Here is a 13,945-nt window from a genome sequence, read left to right as displayed (position 1 = left end):
TTCCTTAAGCCGCTGTACCTGCTTGGTGAATGTATGAATCAATGTTGATCCCCTGCTCTCGCATGGCGGCTATTTTGTAACGCAACGCACGCGTCGACATACCCAACGCTTCAGCAGTATGGTTTCGTTTTCCATTATGACGAGCGAGAGTGTCGAGAATAAATTGATGCTCAGCATCTTTACGGCTTTGTTTTAATGCGTACTTTGCATCTTCCGCAATGAATGTTTTGGCTTCTTCAACAACATTGCTCAGCATCAAATCTTGAGCTGTGATCCAATAGCCATGACGCATCACCAAAGCACGCTGAATCGTATTCTCTAATTCACGGATATTGCCCGGCCAGTTATATCGAGAGAGCACTGATTGCGCCTCTTCAGATAACCCACAAGACTCAGTACACCCAGCATTATATTTACGAATAAAGTGCTCAGATAAAGGCAATATATCTTCTTTGCGCTCACGCAATGGTGGCCACTGCAATGGCAAAACATCTAAACGATAATATAAATCTTGACGGAAACGACGCTCCAAAACAGCCTGCTGCAAATCAACATTTGTTGCCGCAATAATCCTGACATCTAGCGAGATTGACCGATGACTACCAAGGCGTTCAACCTGACGCTCTTGCAATACCCGTAATAGTTTTGCCTGTAGTGCAGGAGGAATTTCACCAATTTCATCCAACAATAAGGTACCGCCATTGGCCTCTTCAAATTTACCGGCTTGGCTTTGTGTCGCCCCAGTAAACGCCCCTTTAACGTGACCAAAAAGCACGGCTTCTAACATCGCTTCAGGAATTGCGGCACAATTAATCGCAATAAATGGGCCTTCACTGCGGGGAGAGTGTTCGTGAACATAACGTGCCAGAACCTCTTTACCCGTGCCAGATTCCCCCGTAATCAATACCGTTGCATCTGTTTGGGCTGTACGGTGCGCCATTTGCAGTACTTGTAAGCTGCGACGACTGGTTGCAACAACATCCCGCAGAGGAGACTGTACAATCTGATTACGTTTCACCAAGGCTGTGATTTGCTCAGGCTGGTAAGGCTGTAACAAGTAATCATCGGCCCCCGCTTGCATTGCATCACTAGCAAGTTGGCTTTGCTGATAATCAACAATAGCAACCACAGTTGCCGCAGGCATATGCTGTTTAACTGCTTTGATTGTCGACAGCATGTTCATATCTGTCAGGGAGTCTGCAACAAACAACAAGCTATTCGGTGTTTCTCGCAACTTTGCCAACGCATCAGACGCACTTGATGAGTTACGAACCTGATAGCCCTCAGCACTCAATATTTTGATTGCACCTGCAGCTTGTATAAGACAGCTATGGGCAAAAATGACATTACCAGAGGTCATACTCCCTCCTTAACTATCCGCAACTGGACTCGACGATTCTGTTGATTCGCCTGAATCGAGCTACCAGATACCAATGGGTAACGTTGCCCATGAGCACGCAGTTGTATTTGACTTTGACTCACGCCCATAGCCACTAGCTCGTCGGCAATAGATTGTGCTCGTTGACGAGAAAGCCCAAGGTTATCCAGTGATGAACCAGTCACATCGGTATGACCATCTATCAGTACGCTCTTGATAGTGTGATCGTAACGAATATATTCAGCGATATGAGTCAGCAATAGTTGCTGATCGCCACTGAGGCTGCTTTCACTACTTGAAAAGAAAAATGTATTGTCTTTTGCATGTGCGTAATCAATAGGTAGTAACGCCGCCACACAAGACTTAAATTGTTGGTAAGAAGTAGAAAAACTGACAGCAGGTATATCCCACACCTTTTTTTCTTGGTGTTGGTTATAGCTAACCGATATCTGGCTCCATGCGCCTTTTTCCATTTTATTAAGTAAGTAATGAAGTTCTGCTGTCCCTGTAAAAGTCAGCCTATCACTCCCACGAGCTGAACCAGATAGCAAATATTTACTTCCTGATTTTTCATCCCATGGTGAAGTATTAATATCAAGCTTAGCCTCATCAATAAAATAAGGCCGCTGACTACTAGAAAACAGAACTGAATAAGGTTCAACAGATTGTGCTAAAAATGTAACACTGCCATCAAACTTTAAGCTCTTTGTTAATTTACAAGAAAAGCGATCTCCTGAGAATTGCCAATCAATTTTATCTAACGGTGCTTGTATTGACTTAGCATTCACACTTGTTGATAAAAAAATTAACAAAGAAAGCATTTTTTTTGATTTATTTGCTCTCATATAAAACTATTTGCCTAACCGATTAAGTTTAATAATTCCCATCTCAATAGAGATAAGAATAAGAATGCTTGCGTGGGTGTATATTAATTTACGTGCATATTAAATATGCAACAAAACACCTCTATGTTTATATATATCAAYAAAACAAGACATTACGCGTGGATATTAGGCAGCATTTGATTGATTTACTAGACAGTAATTTACTCCTTTTATTTTGGTTGGCTAAAGATCACAGATTCATATTTGGTTACAAATATGAAAAAGCAACAAATAACAAACAAAACACTACAACAAGCAACATAAAACACCATAAAATAAAACAAAATGGCTGAAAAAGCATGCAGCAACGCACACTTTCGAGACAAGCTATTTTTTACACTCATTCACATTATGAATGTTTTTGTGATCTTGATTCACTAAATATCCAAATTTTCATTTAATAAATTTAATTTACCCTTTATTGACACAATATTTTAAGCATTTGAATTATTTATTTAATACTGTTAGAAATAAGCACGATAAAAAATACAAGCAAATAAACACTCCTTATTTGACTGGCAATTTAACGTTTATATCTTCGGGATAATCAATGAAATCAAGCAATAAAAAAAACAAAATAAAACCGAGGAATATACATGGTTCAACAAATGTATTTCCTATCGATATTCGTTCATTAGGAAGACCATTAAATGCTGCACAGCAGTCATTATCACCCTATTTCTATCAGTCTGAGAAAGTGCTTGAGAAAGCAATAAACAATATGACCCGCCGGACTGACTGTACTGTGACTTTATTAAGCTATGGACTAGAAGTTACATACCACGACAATCAAAATAGAGAACCTATTTGCTTTAATCATTCACAATTTAGTGGCCAATGTCTTGTTAATATCTCACAGCCATTAACACACCTTATTGCTGAAGCTTTTTATGGCGGAACACCTTGTTTTTCCCATTTAAAAAATGATTTAGAGAAAGCACCTGATTTATCGAACAATGAAGAAGATGCATCACTCAGTGCAACTATTGCTCATATGCTAGATGATAATACTCAAAGCAATTCTCATCGCCCTATCGATAGTGCTAACAGTGATTTAAATGCCCAACCAATGAACGCCAGTGAAAAACGTGTTCAAGCGCGTATTGCAGCGACATTGCTTAACCAACTTAGCCATGAATGGCAGGTTTCACCCGAGCACAGTGGATTTAAAAATGGGGTTCTCAGCGCTATTTTTTCCGTCCAAATTGAAGACGCCTATGGTGAAATACACCTACAACTGGATGATGAGCTATTACTTCAGCTTACCGCTAAAGATGTCATTAAGGCACCAACACCTTCGCAGCTGAACTCACGAAGAGAAGTACAACTAAAACAAGTTCCGATCCGTTTAAACGCCGTACTTAGCCGTCAAACACTCGCCCTAGATCAAGTCATGAAACTGAAAGCTGGTGACATTATTTCCACCGACATTCAAGAAGTTGTCGATGTACATGCAGGAACTCAAGCCCTGTATCAAGCACATGTCGTCGAACGAAATGGCCACCTTGTTCTACAAGTCGTCGATACCATTACTCCACAAGAACGGAATTAATCCATGAACGAAGAAAATATCCTCCACTCACTTGATGGCGACCTGAATTTCGATTCTGACATTGCCGATATTTTTGAGACCCCAGCGGCCTCTGAAACGATGAGTAATACCTTGGAAGAAAAACAAGCACCGCGTGATCTTGGCTTTTTCCGCCAAATTCCTGTCACTGTGACACTCGAGGTGGCAAGCACAGATATCGCACTCGGTGAATTAATGACCGTCGGGCCAAACTCCGTTATTGAGTTAGACAAACTTAACGGCGAGCCACTAGATGTAAAAGTAAATGGCCGCCTATTAGGACATGCAGAAGTCGTTGTCGTGAATGACAAATATGGCCTTCGCCTTACTGACATTGCTGAAGATGCGCTACATGACGTTACCGCATAAAATTACCCTGCCTACATGGGTTAAGCTTCTTTCTCTGATCATTCTACTGACTGGTTTTTCAAGCCAAGCAGTTGCTGATCAGGGAATTGCGTTCATGTCAGTCATTGACGGTGACAGTAATCAAGAATATTCCGTCAAAGTCCAGATCTTGCTGCTGATGACAGCATTAAGCTTTTTGCCATCAATGCTATTGATGATGACGAGCTTTACCCGAATTATTGTCGTACTTGCGATTTTAAGGCAAGCGCTTGGCCTGCAACAAAGTCCGCCAAACCGGATCTTAGTTGGCATTGCGTTAAGCTTAACAATGCTGTTAATGAAACCGGTATGGGACCCAATCTACACCGATGCGTTTGTTCCTTATGATTCAGGCAGCATTACATTACAGCAGGCTGTGTCTATTGCTGAAAAACCAGTTCGTTCATTCATGCTCACTCAAACCTATGAAAATTCATTAGAGCAAATGTTACGTATTGCGGGCGATCCGCTCGATCTCGCTCCTGAAGACATCAGCTTTGCGGTACTCATGCCAGCCTTTGTGCTAAGTGAGTTAAAAACCGCATTTCAGATTGGTTTCATGCTTTTTATCCCCTTTTTAATCATTGATATTGTTGTTGCCAGCGTATTGATGGCAATGGGTATGATGATGCTATCGCCGTTAATCATCTCATTACCTTTCAAACTCATGGTGTTTGTAATGGTCGATGGCTGGACAATGACAGTCGGTAGTTTAACTGCCAGTTTTGGGGGATTGTGATGGGGATTGATGCCACAGCTAACCTCTATGCTGATGCCATTTATATGATCATTTCAATGGTGGTCATTCTTATTGCACCAAGTCTGTTAGTCGGTTTATTAGTTGCTATTTTTCAGGCGACAACCCAAATTAACGAACAAACAATGAGCTTCTTACCGCGTCTTCTTACAACGCTGCTAATGCTCATTTTTGCGGGTCCATGGTTATTGCGTAATATCAGTGACTTCTTCAATTCGCTATTTCATATCATCGCCAATGTCGTTAGCTAACAGCCTTGTCAGCCTGTCATTTGCCGAGATAACCGCATTAGCCGGCCAGCTGTGGTGGCCATTTTTCCGCGTGTCGGCAGCCTTCATGACCATGCCATTTATTGGCAATGCCCATATTAATAACCGTACTCGTATACTGCTCGCGTTGTCGATTACGGTTGTTTGCGCCCCTTTATTGCCACCGATGCCAGCAGTTGACCCAATTTCTGTTCGCGCCTTAGTTTTGGCAGGCGAACAACTTGCCATTGGTGCCTTACTGGGCATGTGCTTACAATTTCTTTTTGCTGCCATGGCGATGGTGGGACAAATTATGTCAATGCAGATGGGTCTTGGTATGGCGATGATGAATGACCCAGCCAATGGTGTGACCGTTGCATTGATCGGTAACTATTTTTTAATGTTTACCACGCTACTGTTCTTAGCATTAGATGGCCACCTCATTGCTATCGACATTGTAGTACAAAGCTTCAACCACTTCCCGATTGGGGGAGGGCTGAATGAAGCATCATTTGAACGACTCATCAATTTATTCGGCTGGATGATGACCGCCGCAGTGACTATCGCACTACCCACTATCGCTGCAATGCTAACGGTTAACCTGACGTTTGGTGTGATGAACCGTGCCGCACCATCACTTAACGTATTTGCATTAGGCTTTCCGATGTCGATGATGCTTGGCTTGTGTGCTGTGCTCCTTTCATCTTCAGGGTTACCGGGGATTTACGCTGAACTTTGCCATCAAATTCTGGCTGAAATGCGCCTAATAGGAGGCATTTAGCATGTCCCAGCAACAAAGTAGCCAAGACAAAAGTGAAAAGCCCAGTCCTCAAAAACTCCGAAAAGCACAACGGGAAGGCCAAGTGGCTCGCTCGAAAGAGTTTGTGGTCGGGGTGCTTTTTATTACTATTGCCGTCTTTCTTTGGGCTTATGGCGACTTCCTTGGTCAGCGAGCTGAACAACTGTTCACGATGAACTATGAGTTGAGTGCCGCCGAGCTGAAAGAACCCGATATCATGACAAGAAAGCTGGCTGAAAGTGTTCGCTTACTTGCAGGCCTTTTTGTGCCAATGGCCATGGTATTAATACTTGTCACCATATTAGCCTCAATGATCCCGGGCGGCTGGGTTATGTCACTAAAGCCGATTCAGCCAAAGCTAAATAAAATTAGTCCTCTTGCCGGTCTGAAGCGCCTTTTCTCGATTAAATCATTGGTTGAATTGGTGAAATCAATTCTAAAAATAACGTTGATTTCCACTGTTCTCTATATCCTTTTGAATAATAACCTTGGCTCGCTACTGGCCGCACAGCGTGCGCCGTTTGAGCAAGGCGTTGGGATCACGCTCGGCCATATCATCAAAGCGCTTATCTATTTTGGCGTTGTTGTTTTATTGATTGGTTTCATCGATATGCCCTATCAGCTTTGGAATCACACTAAAGAACTGAAGATGACGAAGCAAGAAGTCAAAGATGAACATAAAAACAGCGAAGGGCGACCTGAAGTTAAGCAGCGTATACGTCAACTGCAACAGCAAATGTCTCGGCGTCGTATCGATAATGCGGTGCCAGCCGCCGATGTCATTCTCACCAACCCCACTCATTATGCTGTCGCGCTTAAATATGATCTTAGTCGCTCTGGCGCGCCTTTCGTGGTTGCAAAAGGCGAAGATGAAATGGCGTTACGGATCAAAAACATTGCCAAAAAACATGATATTGAGGTGATGAATCTTCCACCGCTCACTCGTGCTATTTATTTCAATACCCGTATAGATCAAGAGATACCTGGCCCGTTATTCGTAGCTGTAGCTCATGTATTAACCTACGTCATGCAGCTAAAAGCTTATAAAACAGGGAATAAAGATAAGCCTCAGCCATTGCCGAGCTTGGTCATACCCAAACACCTAAGACACGATTAAACACTCGCCACAAACTATAACAACAATACCTATAACAACGACGATTAACGTCAATATTGAGCTAGAGATCTTATGAAAGCGAAGCTGCGACAATTGTTTCCCAACCTAACCACCAGCTATTTGGGTATCCCAATCATGTTGCTTGCGATATTGGCAATGGTGATCCTACCCTTGCCACCGTGGCTGCTTGATGCCCTATTCATCTTTAATATCGTCTTAGCTGTCATTGTGTTATTGGTGGCAGTGTCCAGTAAACGGCCATTAGATTTCACCGTTTTCCCAACGATATTATTGATTGCAACATTAATGCGCCTAACGCTGAATGTTGCTTCAACCCGTGTGGTACTGCTTAATGGTCACCTTGGTGGTGACTCAGCAGGTAAGGTTATCCAAGCCTTTGGTGATGTGGTTGTCGGGGGTAACTATTTCGTTGGTATCGTCGTCTTTGTCATTTTGATGATCATTAACTTTGTGGTGATCACCAAAGGTGGCGAACGTATATCTGAAGTCTCTGCGCGTTTTACACTTGATGCCTTACCCGGTAAACAAATGGCCATTGATGCCGATTTAAATGCCGGACTCATTGACCAAAACCAAGCACGAACACGTCGTGACGAAGTCGCCAGAGAGGCCGATTTTTATGGTTCAATGGATGGTGCATCGAAATTTGTCCGTGGTGATGCCATTGCTGGCTTGATGATCCTCGTCATCAATATCCTTGGCGGTATAACCATTGGTATGGTTCAGCATGACCTCGCCGCCAGCGAAGCTTTCCAACGCTTCGCCCTACTCACGATTGGTGATGGCTTAGTCGCGCAAATTCCATCATTACTGTTGGCAACGGCAGCAGCGATTATTGTTACCCGAGTTAACGATAGTGGTGATATCTCGGTTGATGTTCACCGCCAAATGTTGGCCTCGCCAACGACGTTATTTACTGCCTCGGCAATCATGCTGATCATCGGCTTAGTGCCGGGTATGCCGCATCTCGCCTTCTTTATTTTTTCAGCGGTACTCGCCTATTCGGCTTGGAAACAAAGACCCAAAAATGCAAACGTAGAGCCACTCGAACAAGCAGAAGCCGTTGCAGAAGCCATTGCCCAAGATAATACCCCAACTTTAAGCTGGCAGGATGTCCCCGCAGTTAACCTACTCGCCCTTGAACTAGGATACCGACTCGTCAATCTTGTTGATAAAAATCAAGGTGAGCCGTTAGCGCAACGTATTCGAGGGGTTCGAAAAACCATAACTGAACAAGTGGGTTTTTTAGTACCAGAAATCGCGATTCGAGATAACTTAAAATTAAAACCAACACAGTACTCGTTATTGCTCCATGGTGAGGTCATTGCACAAGGTGACATTGATCCTGAACGATTAATGGCACTCGCAGTGGGTGAAGTCTATGGACAACTCGATGGTGTATTAGGCAAAGACCCAGCGTATAACCTTGATGCAGTATGGATTGAACCTAACAATAAAACCCAGGCTCTTAATCAGGGCTATTCTGTGGTTGATGGTGCAACCGTCATCGCGACGCATTTAAGTAAAATCATCAAAGAGCATTTGGCTGAACTCTTCTGTCATGATGATGTTGAGCGTCTCATGGAACGGCTTGGCGACACGGCGCCTAAACTTGTTGAAGCCTTAACCAGCCAGCTAAACCATCAGCAACAAATGCGTGTATATCGTCAACTGTTAGTCGATCAGGTGCCCATTAAAGATATCGCAACGATCAGTTCAATAATGGTCGAAAGCAGTGAAGTGACAAAAGATCCTATTTTAATTGCCTCCGATGTTCGCTGTGGTATTAAACGGGTTTTGACTAACAATTTACTGGGTTCAGGAAAAGATTTTAATATCTATACCTTGAACGATAGCCTTGAAAAAATGCTTTTAACGTCATTAACCAAAGCGCAGCAAAGTGGGCAAACGACCTTAGATAGTTTCCCCGTAGAACCGACGTTGCTCGCTCAACTTCAGCAAAACATGCCGGCAGTCAAAGAGCAGTTAAAGCAAAATGGTTTCAAACCCATTTTGCTCGTTACGCCTCAATTACGGCCATTGCTCGCACGCTATGCCCGTACATTTGCGAAAGGCCTTGTTGTGCTGTCTTACAATGAAATACCCGAAGATCGTAATATTAATGTTTTAGGACACCTTGGATAAGCTTCCCTATTGCTCGACTGAAACCAGATATTCAGTCGAGCGAACCGCCACATTAACGGTCAAAAAAACATCAAACACATTTCCATTTTCTCATGCCCTCATTTCTGGCTACATTGCAGCAACACGAAAAGTTTCCTTATAAATCAACGAGCTTAAGTTACACCACATTCTACTAGTAACATTCCTGTAAAGAATACTAAAACAAGTGATATATATATCGGCATTTACCCCTTTACCCATGATAAAATTATGGTATAAACCCAACGCAAACGTTTGCGCAACCTGTAAAACCCTTCTGCGCAATATATCTGTAGTTACCTAAGCGAGGTTATGGCGCCCATGAAAAGTGATATTGAAATTTGCCGTGAGACCACACTCACCCCAATTGATACCATCGCCCAACAGGCAGGTCTTCTCTCAGAAGATCTGACGCCACAAGGCACCCTGAAAGCAAAAGTTAAACCTTCAGTGCTTAAACGCCTTTCAGATCATAAAGAAGGGAAACTTGTTGTCGTAACAGCAATAACACCGACTCCGCTTGGTGAAGGTAAAACCGTCACAACTATCGGTCTTGCTCAAGGCCTAGCCAAACGTAATAAAAAAACCATGGCGTGTATTCGCCAGCCTTCTATGGGACCGGTTTTTGGTGTCAAAGGCGGTGCAGCAGGTGGTGGTTTTAGCCAAGTAGCGCCAATGGAAAAGCTAAACCTGCACCTGACGGGCGACATTCATGCCGTAACGGCTGCGCACAACTTGGCAGCAGCGGCCATTGATGCACGCCTTTACCATGAAGAGCGTCACGGTTACGACACTTTTGCTGAAAAAACGGGTATGCCAGCCTTACGTATTAATATTAATCGTATCGTGTGGAAGCGCGTAATGGACCATAACGATCGCGCACTGCGTATGATCACCGTGGGCAATAACGAAGCTGGCAAAACAATTAATGGCATCGCCCGTAATGATGGCTTTGATATCTCTGCAGCTTCAGAGCTAATGGCTATTCTAGCGCTATCAAAAGATTTGGCTGATATGCGTCAGCGTATTGGCCGTGTTGTTCTCGCGTATAACCTTGATGGTCAGCCAATAACAGCAGAAGACCTACAAGTTGCTGGGGCGATGGCCGTAACCATGTGTGAAGCCATTGAGCCAACCTTAATGCAAACACTGGAAGGTGTACCAACACTGATCCACGCCGGTCCATTTGCCAATATCGCACATGGTAACTCTTCAATCATTGCAGACCGTATCGCGCTTAAGCTGAGTGAGTTCACCATTACCGAAGGTGGCTTCGGCTCAGACATGGGCTTTGAAAAAGCCTGTAACATCAAAGCTCAACAAGCTGGCCGTGGTGCAGATTGTGCGGTGGTAGTTGCCACATTACGTGGGTTAAAAGCGAACTCTGGTTTGTATGACCTTCGTCCAGGCCAAGGGCTACCAGATGCCATCTTTTCACCCGATGAAAAAGCATTGATTGCTGGTTTTGATAACCTTCAATGGCACATTAACAATGCAGCTAAATACGGCGTACCTGTGGTTGTGGCAATTAACCGATTCCCACAAGATACCGATGCGGAGCTTAACCAACTAAAAGCGATGATTGAAAACACCACATTCAATGTGCATGTTGACGTCGCAATCAGTGAAGCATTTGGTAAAGGTGGAGAAGGCGCTACTTTACTTGCAGATGCGGTCATTAAAGCCTGTGAACAACCTGCGAACTTCAGGCCGTTGTACCGCTTGGAACAAACGTTGGAAGAGAAACTAATGACCATCGCTGAAGTGGGTTACGGTGGTCGCGGGGTTGAACTATCTGATCTAGCCAAGCAGCAGCTGGCCGAGTTAAAAGCACACGGGCATGATAATTTAGCCATTTGCATGGCAAAAACCCCCTTGTCTATCACCCCAGATCCTAGCCAAAAAGGCGCACCAACCGATTTTGTTGTACCGGTTCGTGAACTGAAGCTCTGCGCTGGTGCTGGTTTTGTCTATGCGCTATGCGGCAATGTTATGACCATGCCGGGTCTACCGGAAAAGCCGGCTTACCTCGCGCTAGACATTGATGAAGATGGGAATATTACAGGTTTAAGCTAATCTTATATTTCATCGTACAAACGCCAGCATCACGCTGGCGTTTTTTTATGGTTGTTATCAACAACCGTTATAACGATAAGCTGATAAACAATCCGGCAACTGTTGCATTTAACAGGTTGGCTAACGTTGCTGCTATCAGTGATTTCATCCCTAATTGTGCAATTTCGTTATAACGACTTGGCGCCATAAGACCAATGCCACCAAGTAACACAGCAATGGATCCAAAGTTAGCAAATCCGCATAAGGCAAATGCAATAATCGCCTCAACTCGCGGCTCCAATACACCACTTTCAATCATTGGTGCCAACTGAGAAAACGCCACAAACTCATTGATGGTGGTTTTAGTACCAAAAATAACAGCCATCTGCTGCGCAGACTCAAAGTCCCAAATACCTGCGATATAAGCAAAAGGTAAAAACAGGTAACCAAAAATCATATCTAGGCTCAGAAAAGGCATTCCAAACCAACCGCCAACGCCACCGAGCATGCCGTTTAGCAATGCAATCAATCCGACAAAGGCCAGTAGCATCGCACCGATACTCAATGCTAACTGCATTCCCTGCATTGCACCTTGTGCCGCGGCATCAATGACATTTGCCGGCTTATCCTGCTCACTAACAGGCTCTTCAGCCTCATCGACAACCGTCTTTATTTCAGGGATCATCAATTTTGCCATCATCAAACCTGCGGGCGCCGCCATGAAAGAGGCTGCCAGCAAATATTCCAACGGGATTCCCATTTGGGCATAACCGACTAGCACAGAACCTGCAACCGATGCCATACCGCCGACCATAACCGCAAACAATTCAGAGCGAGTCATATTGGCGAGATAAGGACGAATTGTTAACGGGGCTTCAGAGATCCCTAAGAATATATTGGCCGTTGCCGAAATAGATTCCGGACGACTCGTACCCAATGCCTTAGATAACGCCCGACCAAGCGTGTTGACCAGCAACTGCATGATACCCAAATAGTAAAGCACAGAAACCAATGCTGAAAAGAAGACAACCACAGGCAGTACACGTAATGCCATGATAAAGCCGCCGCCACCAAATATTTCAAACATTTTATCTGAGACTAAACCGCCAAATAAAAAGCCTATACCATGGTTGCTGTAGTTGATAACTTGCTGAACGCCACCCGAAAATTCAGATAGCGCTTCACGACCAAATGTACTGTAAAGCACAATCGCAGCAAAGCTCACCTGAATAGCCAGAGCACCTAATACAGTGCGCCAGTTAATACGGCTACGTTGTTCAGAAAATAAATACGCTAAAGCAATCAGCACAATAATGCCGATCAAACCGGAAAGAATTTGCATGTAAAACTCATAAAAACAATAGGCAGACCAATCCACACCTAGAAATGGCATGTTCAGGAAAGTTAAAACAACCAGATCCAAAGTGCTTTGGGCTCTACCTCGGTACACCTCTGCTAGACAATTCAGTCACATCGTTCCTAAACTAACTAGCACCAAATGCACTCGGTTTCCCTCTGCTTTGAATCCGTGCCTCCTGGCATCGTTTGTTCGTATGAATGAAAGAAACGGGGATTCTCGCGCAATATGCGAGTGGACACGACCACGTCGTGTAATAAATCGCGCAAAGAGTAAAAAGATTACTGCAAAACTGCAAGGCTCACGCAACTGATTGTTGGCATAAGCATCAAATCGCTTGGTTTCCTATCAAATCTAACCTCTAAACCTCTTTCTTGACATTATTTGCCATCAATATAGTCACTGTCATGAAATGTCCTGACCCACTCAGGGCGATATACCACCAGCAACGTGATAGCCATACCATTCAATAACCCCTCAGGAAACAAGAGCAATGGCATTAGCACTAAATAATTTTCAACAATGTACGTCCATGAATATTCTCCTGCTCCCCATATCCAGCCACTTGTTAGCAACATATGCACTGCCATCGTCAGCGCTGAATTAATGAAGGCAGCGAGGAAAATATAAATAAATAAGTGGCGGGCACAAAAGCGGTAAATAAGTAGAAAAACACCATAGCTGAATAAGACGGGTAGCATAACCCCCGTTAAGCCATACAGCCCACCATTAGCTATCGGAAGTAACCCAAATATGATTTGCAGTAATACTGGTATCGCGCCAACTAAACACGCAATCTTCCAGCCATGGCATAACGTTAATACGGTGAGTAGCAAAAAATGCACTTGCAAGCCTGTAACTAATCCGGCTCGTAAACTCCACAAAAAGAACAGCGCTACCACCGATGCCATCACCCAGTGCTGATAGGTTTTATCTTGCTGGAGTTTTGGCCAAAATTCACGGGGAAAAGTCGCGATCATCAACCCGAACCAACCAACATATCCAGCAACTTGCCACCCTGTCATGATTGTTTTATTCCTTGTGAGTTAACCTCTTACATCTACCACTACCTTTACGTGCTGCAAACAATTAGATGATCACAACAAAAGACGCTAAGCCATGTAATAATTAAGCGCTATATTTGTTAAATATCAAATATGATAGCGGCTCTGGACAGTCTTTATACAATTAATTATTTTTAACAAAAAA

General features: G+C 43.7%; 12 protein-coding genes. 8 read left to right on the top strand and 4 right to left on the bottom strand.

Annotated features, from left to right (window positions below; all coding sequences use genetic code 11):
• Nucleotides 1-4 precede the first annotated feature (4 nt).
• On the bottom strand, nt 5-1,360 hold the full coding sequence (locus L4D09_RS20865) for a sigma-54-dependent transcriptional regulator (RefSeq protein ID WP_428459462.1): 1,356 nt from the start codon (nt 1,358-1,360) through the stop codon (nt 5-7).
• Nucleotides 1,357-2,223, bottom strand: coding sequence for a MotY family protein (locus tag L4D09_RS20860; RefSeq protein ID WP_428459461.1), 867 nt, complete (start codon nt 2,221-2,223; stop codon nt 1,357-1,359). The genes L4D09_RS20865 and L4D09_RS20860 overlap by 4 nt, the downstream gene beginning before the upstream one ends.
• 589 nt (nt 2,224-2,812) lie before the next feature.
• Between L4D09_RS20860 and L4D09_RS20855 the strand changes: the two genes are divergently transcribed.
• The 8 genes from L4D09_RS20855 to L4D09_RS20820 all read left to right on the top strand — a co-directional run bounded on the left by L4D09_RS20855 (nt 2,813) and on the right by L4D09_RS20820 (nt 11,400).
• A complete protein-coding gene (locus L4D09_RS20855; protein WP_428459460.1) occupies nt 2,813-3,814 on the top strand; it encodes a FliM/FliN family flagellar motor switch protein in 1,002 nt (333 codons plus the stop codon).
• 3 nt (nt 3,815-3,817) lie between these two features.
• Entirely contained in the window at nt 3,818-4,201 is a 384-nt protein-coding gene (gene fliN / locus L4D09_RS20850) for a flagellar motor switch protein FliN (RefSeq protein ID WP_428459459.1), read from the top strand.
• Nucleotides 4,185-4,958, top strand: a complete 774-nt coding sequence (gene fliP / locus L4D09_RS20845; RefSeq protein WP_428459458.1) for a flagellar type III secretion system pore protein FliP — start codon at nt 4,185-4,187, stop codon at nt 4,956-4,958. Before fliN ends, fliP begins: the two co-directional genes overlap by 17 nt.
• A complete protein-coding gene (gene fliQ / locus L4D09_RS20840; protein ID WP_428459457.1) occupies nt 4,958-5,227 on the top strand; it encodes a flagellar biosynthesis protein FliQ in 270 nt (89 codons plus the stop codon). Before fliP ends, fliQ begins: the two co-directional genes overlap by 1 nt.
• The gene (gene fliR / locus L4D09_RS20835) at nt 5,214-6,005 is read left to right on the top strand and encodes a flagellar biosynthetic protein FliR (RefSeq protein ID WP_428459456.1); all 792 of its coding nucleotides are present in this window, start codon (nt 5,214-5,216) and stop codon (nt 6,003-6,005) included. The genes fliQ and fliR overlap by 14 nt, the downstream gene beginning before the upstream one ends.
• 1 nt (nt 6,006) lies before the next feature.
• Complete coding sequence (gene flhB, locus L4D09_RS20830; RefSeq protein ID WP_428459455.1) at nt 6,007-7,140, top strand: flagellar biosynthesis protein FlhB; 1,134 nt, start codon at nt 6,007-6,009, stop codon at nt 7,138-7,140.
• Nucleotides 7,141-7,212: 72 nt separating this feature from the next.
• Nucleotides 7,213-9,306, top strand: a complete 2,094-nt coding sequence (gene flhA / locus L4D09_RS20825) for a flagellar biosynthesis protein FlhA (protein WP_428459454.1) — start codon at nt 7,213-7,215, stop codon at nt 9,304-9,306.
• A 339-nt stretch (nt 9,307-9,645) separates the two neighbouring features.
• Entirely contained in the window at nt 9,646-11,400 is a 1,755-nt protein-coding gene (locus tag L4D09_RS20820) for a formate--tetrahydrofolate ligase (RefSeq protein WP_428459453.1), read from the top strand.
• Between the two features lie 67 nt (nt 11,401-11,467).
• Here the strand turns inward: L4D09_RS20820 and L4D09_RS20815 are convergent, their stop codons facing one another.
• Together L4D09_RS20815 and L4D09_RS20810 are read right to left on the bottom strand one after the other, a co-directional pair.
• The gene (locus L4D09_RS20815; protein ID WP_428459452.1) at nt 11,468-12,721 is read right to left on the bottom strand and encodes a NupC/NupG family nucleoside CNT transporter; all 1,254 of its coding nucleotides are present in this window, start codon (nt 12,719-12,721) and stop codon (nt 11,468-11,470) included.
• Between the two features lie 395 nt (nt 12,722-13,116).
• Nucleotides 13,117-13,761 (bottom strand): energy-coupling factor ABC transporter permease, encoded by a 645-nt coding sequence (locus L4D09_RS20810; protein WP_428459451.1) that lies wholly within the window; start codon nt 13,759-13,761, stop codon nt 13,117-13,119.
• Nucleotides 13,762-13,945 lie beyond the last annotated feature (184 nt).

The organism is Photobacterium makurazakiensis, from assembly GCF_050336715.1.
GTDB lineage: Bacteria > Pseudomonadota > Gammaproteobacteria > Enterobacterales > Vibrionaceae > Photobacterium > Photobacterium makurazakiensis.
Note: the sequence above shows the minus strand (reverse complement) of the source record. Positions and strands in the feature narration are given on the sequence as shown.

Coding starts and splice junctions, on each gene's coding strand:
- L4D09_RS20865 (WP_428459462.1), bottom strand. CDS start 1,360: ATGACCTCTGGTAATGTCATTTTTGCCCATAGCTGTCTTATACAAGCT.
- L4D09_RS20860 (WP_428459461.1), bottom strand. CDS start 2,223: ATGAGAGCAAATAAATCAAAAAAAATGCTTTCTTTGTTAATTTTTTTA.
- L4D09_RS20855 (WP_428459460.1), top strand. CDS start 2,813: ATGAAATCAAGCAATAAAAAAAACAAAATAAAACCGAGGAATATACAT.
- fliN (WP_428459459.1), top strand. CDS start 3,818: ATGAACGAAGAAAATATCCTCCACTCACTTGATGGCGACCTGAATTTC.
- fliP (WP_428459458.1), top strand. CDS start 4,185: ATGACGTTACCGCATAAAATTACCCTGCCTACATGGGTTAAGCTTCTT.
- fliQ (WP_428459457.1), top strand. CDS start 4,958: ATGGGGATTGATGCCACAGCTAACCTCTATGCTGATGCCATTTATATG.
- fliR (WP_428459456.1), top strand. CDS start 5,214: ATGTCGTTAGCTAACAGCCTTGTCAGCCTGTCATTTGCCGAGATAACC.
- flhB (WP_428459455.1), top strand. CDS start 6,007: ATGTCCCAGCAACAAAGTAGCCAAGACAAAAGTGAAAAGCCCAGTCCT.
- flhA (WP_428459454.1), top strand. CDS start 7,213: ATGAAAGCGAAGCTGCGACAATTGTTTCCCAACCTAACCACCAGCTAT.
- L4D09_RS20820 (WP_428459453.1), top strand. CDS start 9,646: ATGAAAAGTGATATTGAAATTTGCCGTGAGACCACACTCACCCCAATT.
- L4D09_RS20815 (WP_428459452.1), bottom strand. CDS start 12,721: ATGCAAATTCTTTCCGGTTTGATCGGCATTATTGTGCTGATTGCTTTA.
- L4D09_RS20810 (WP_428459451.1), bottom strand. CDS start 13,761: ATGACAGGGTGGCAAGTTGCTGGATATGTTGGTTGGTTCGGGTTGATG.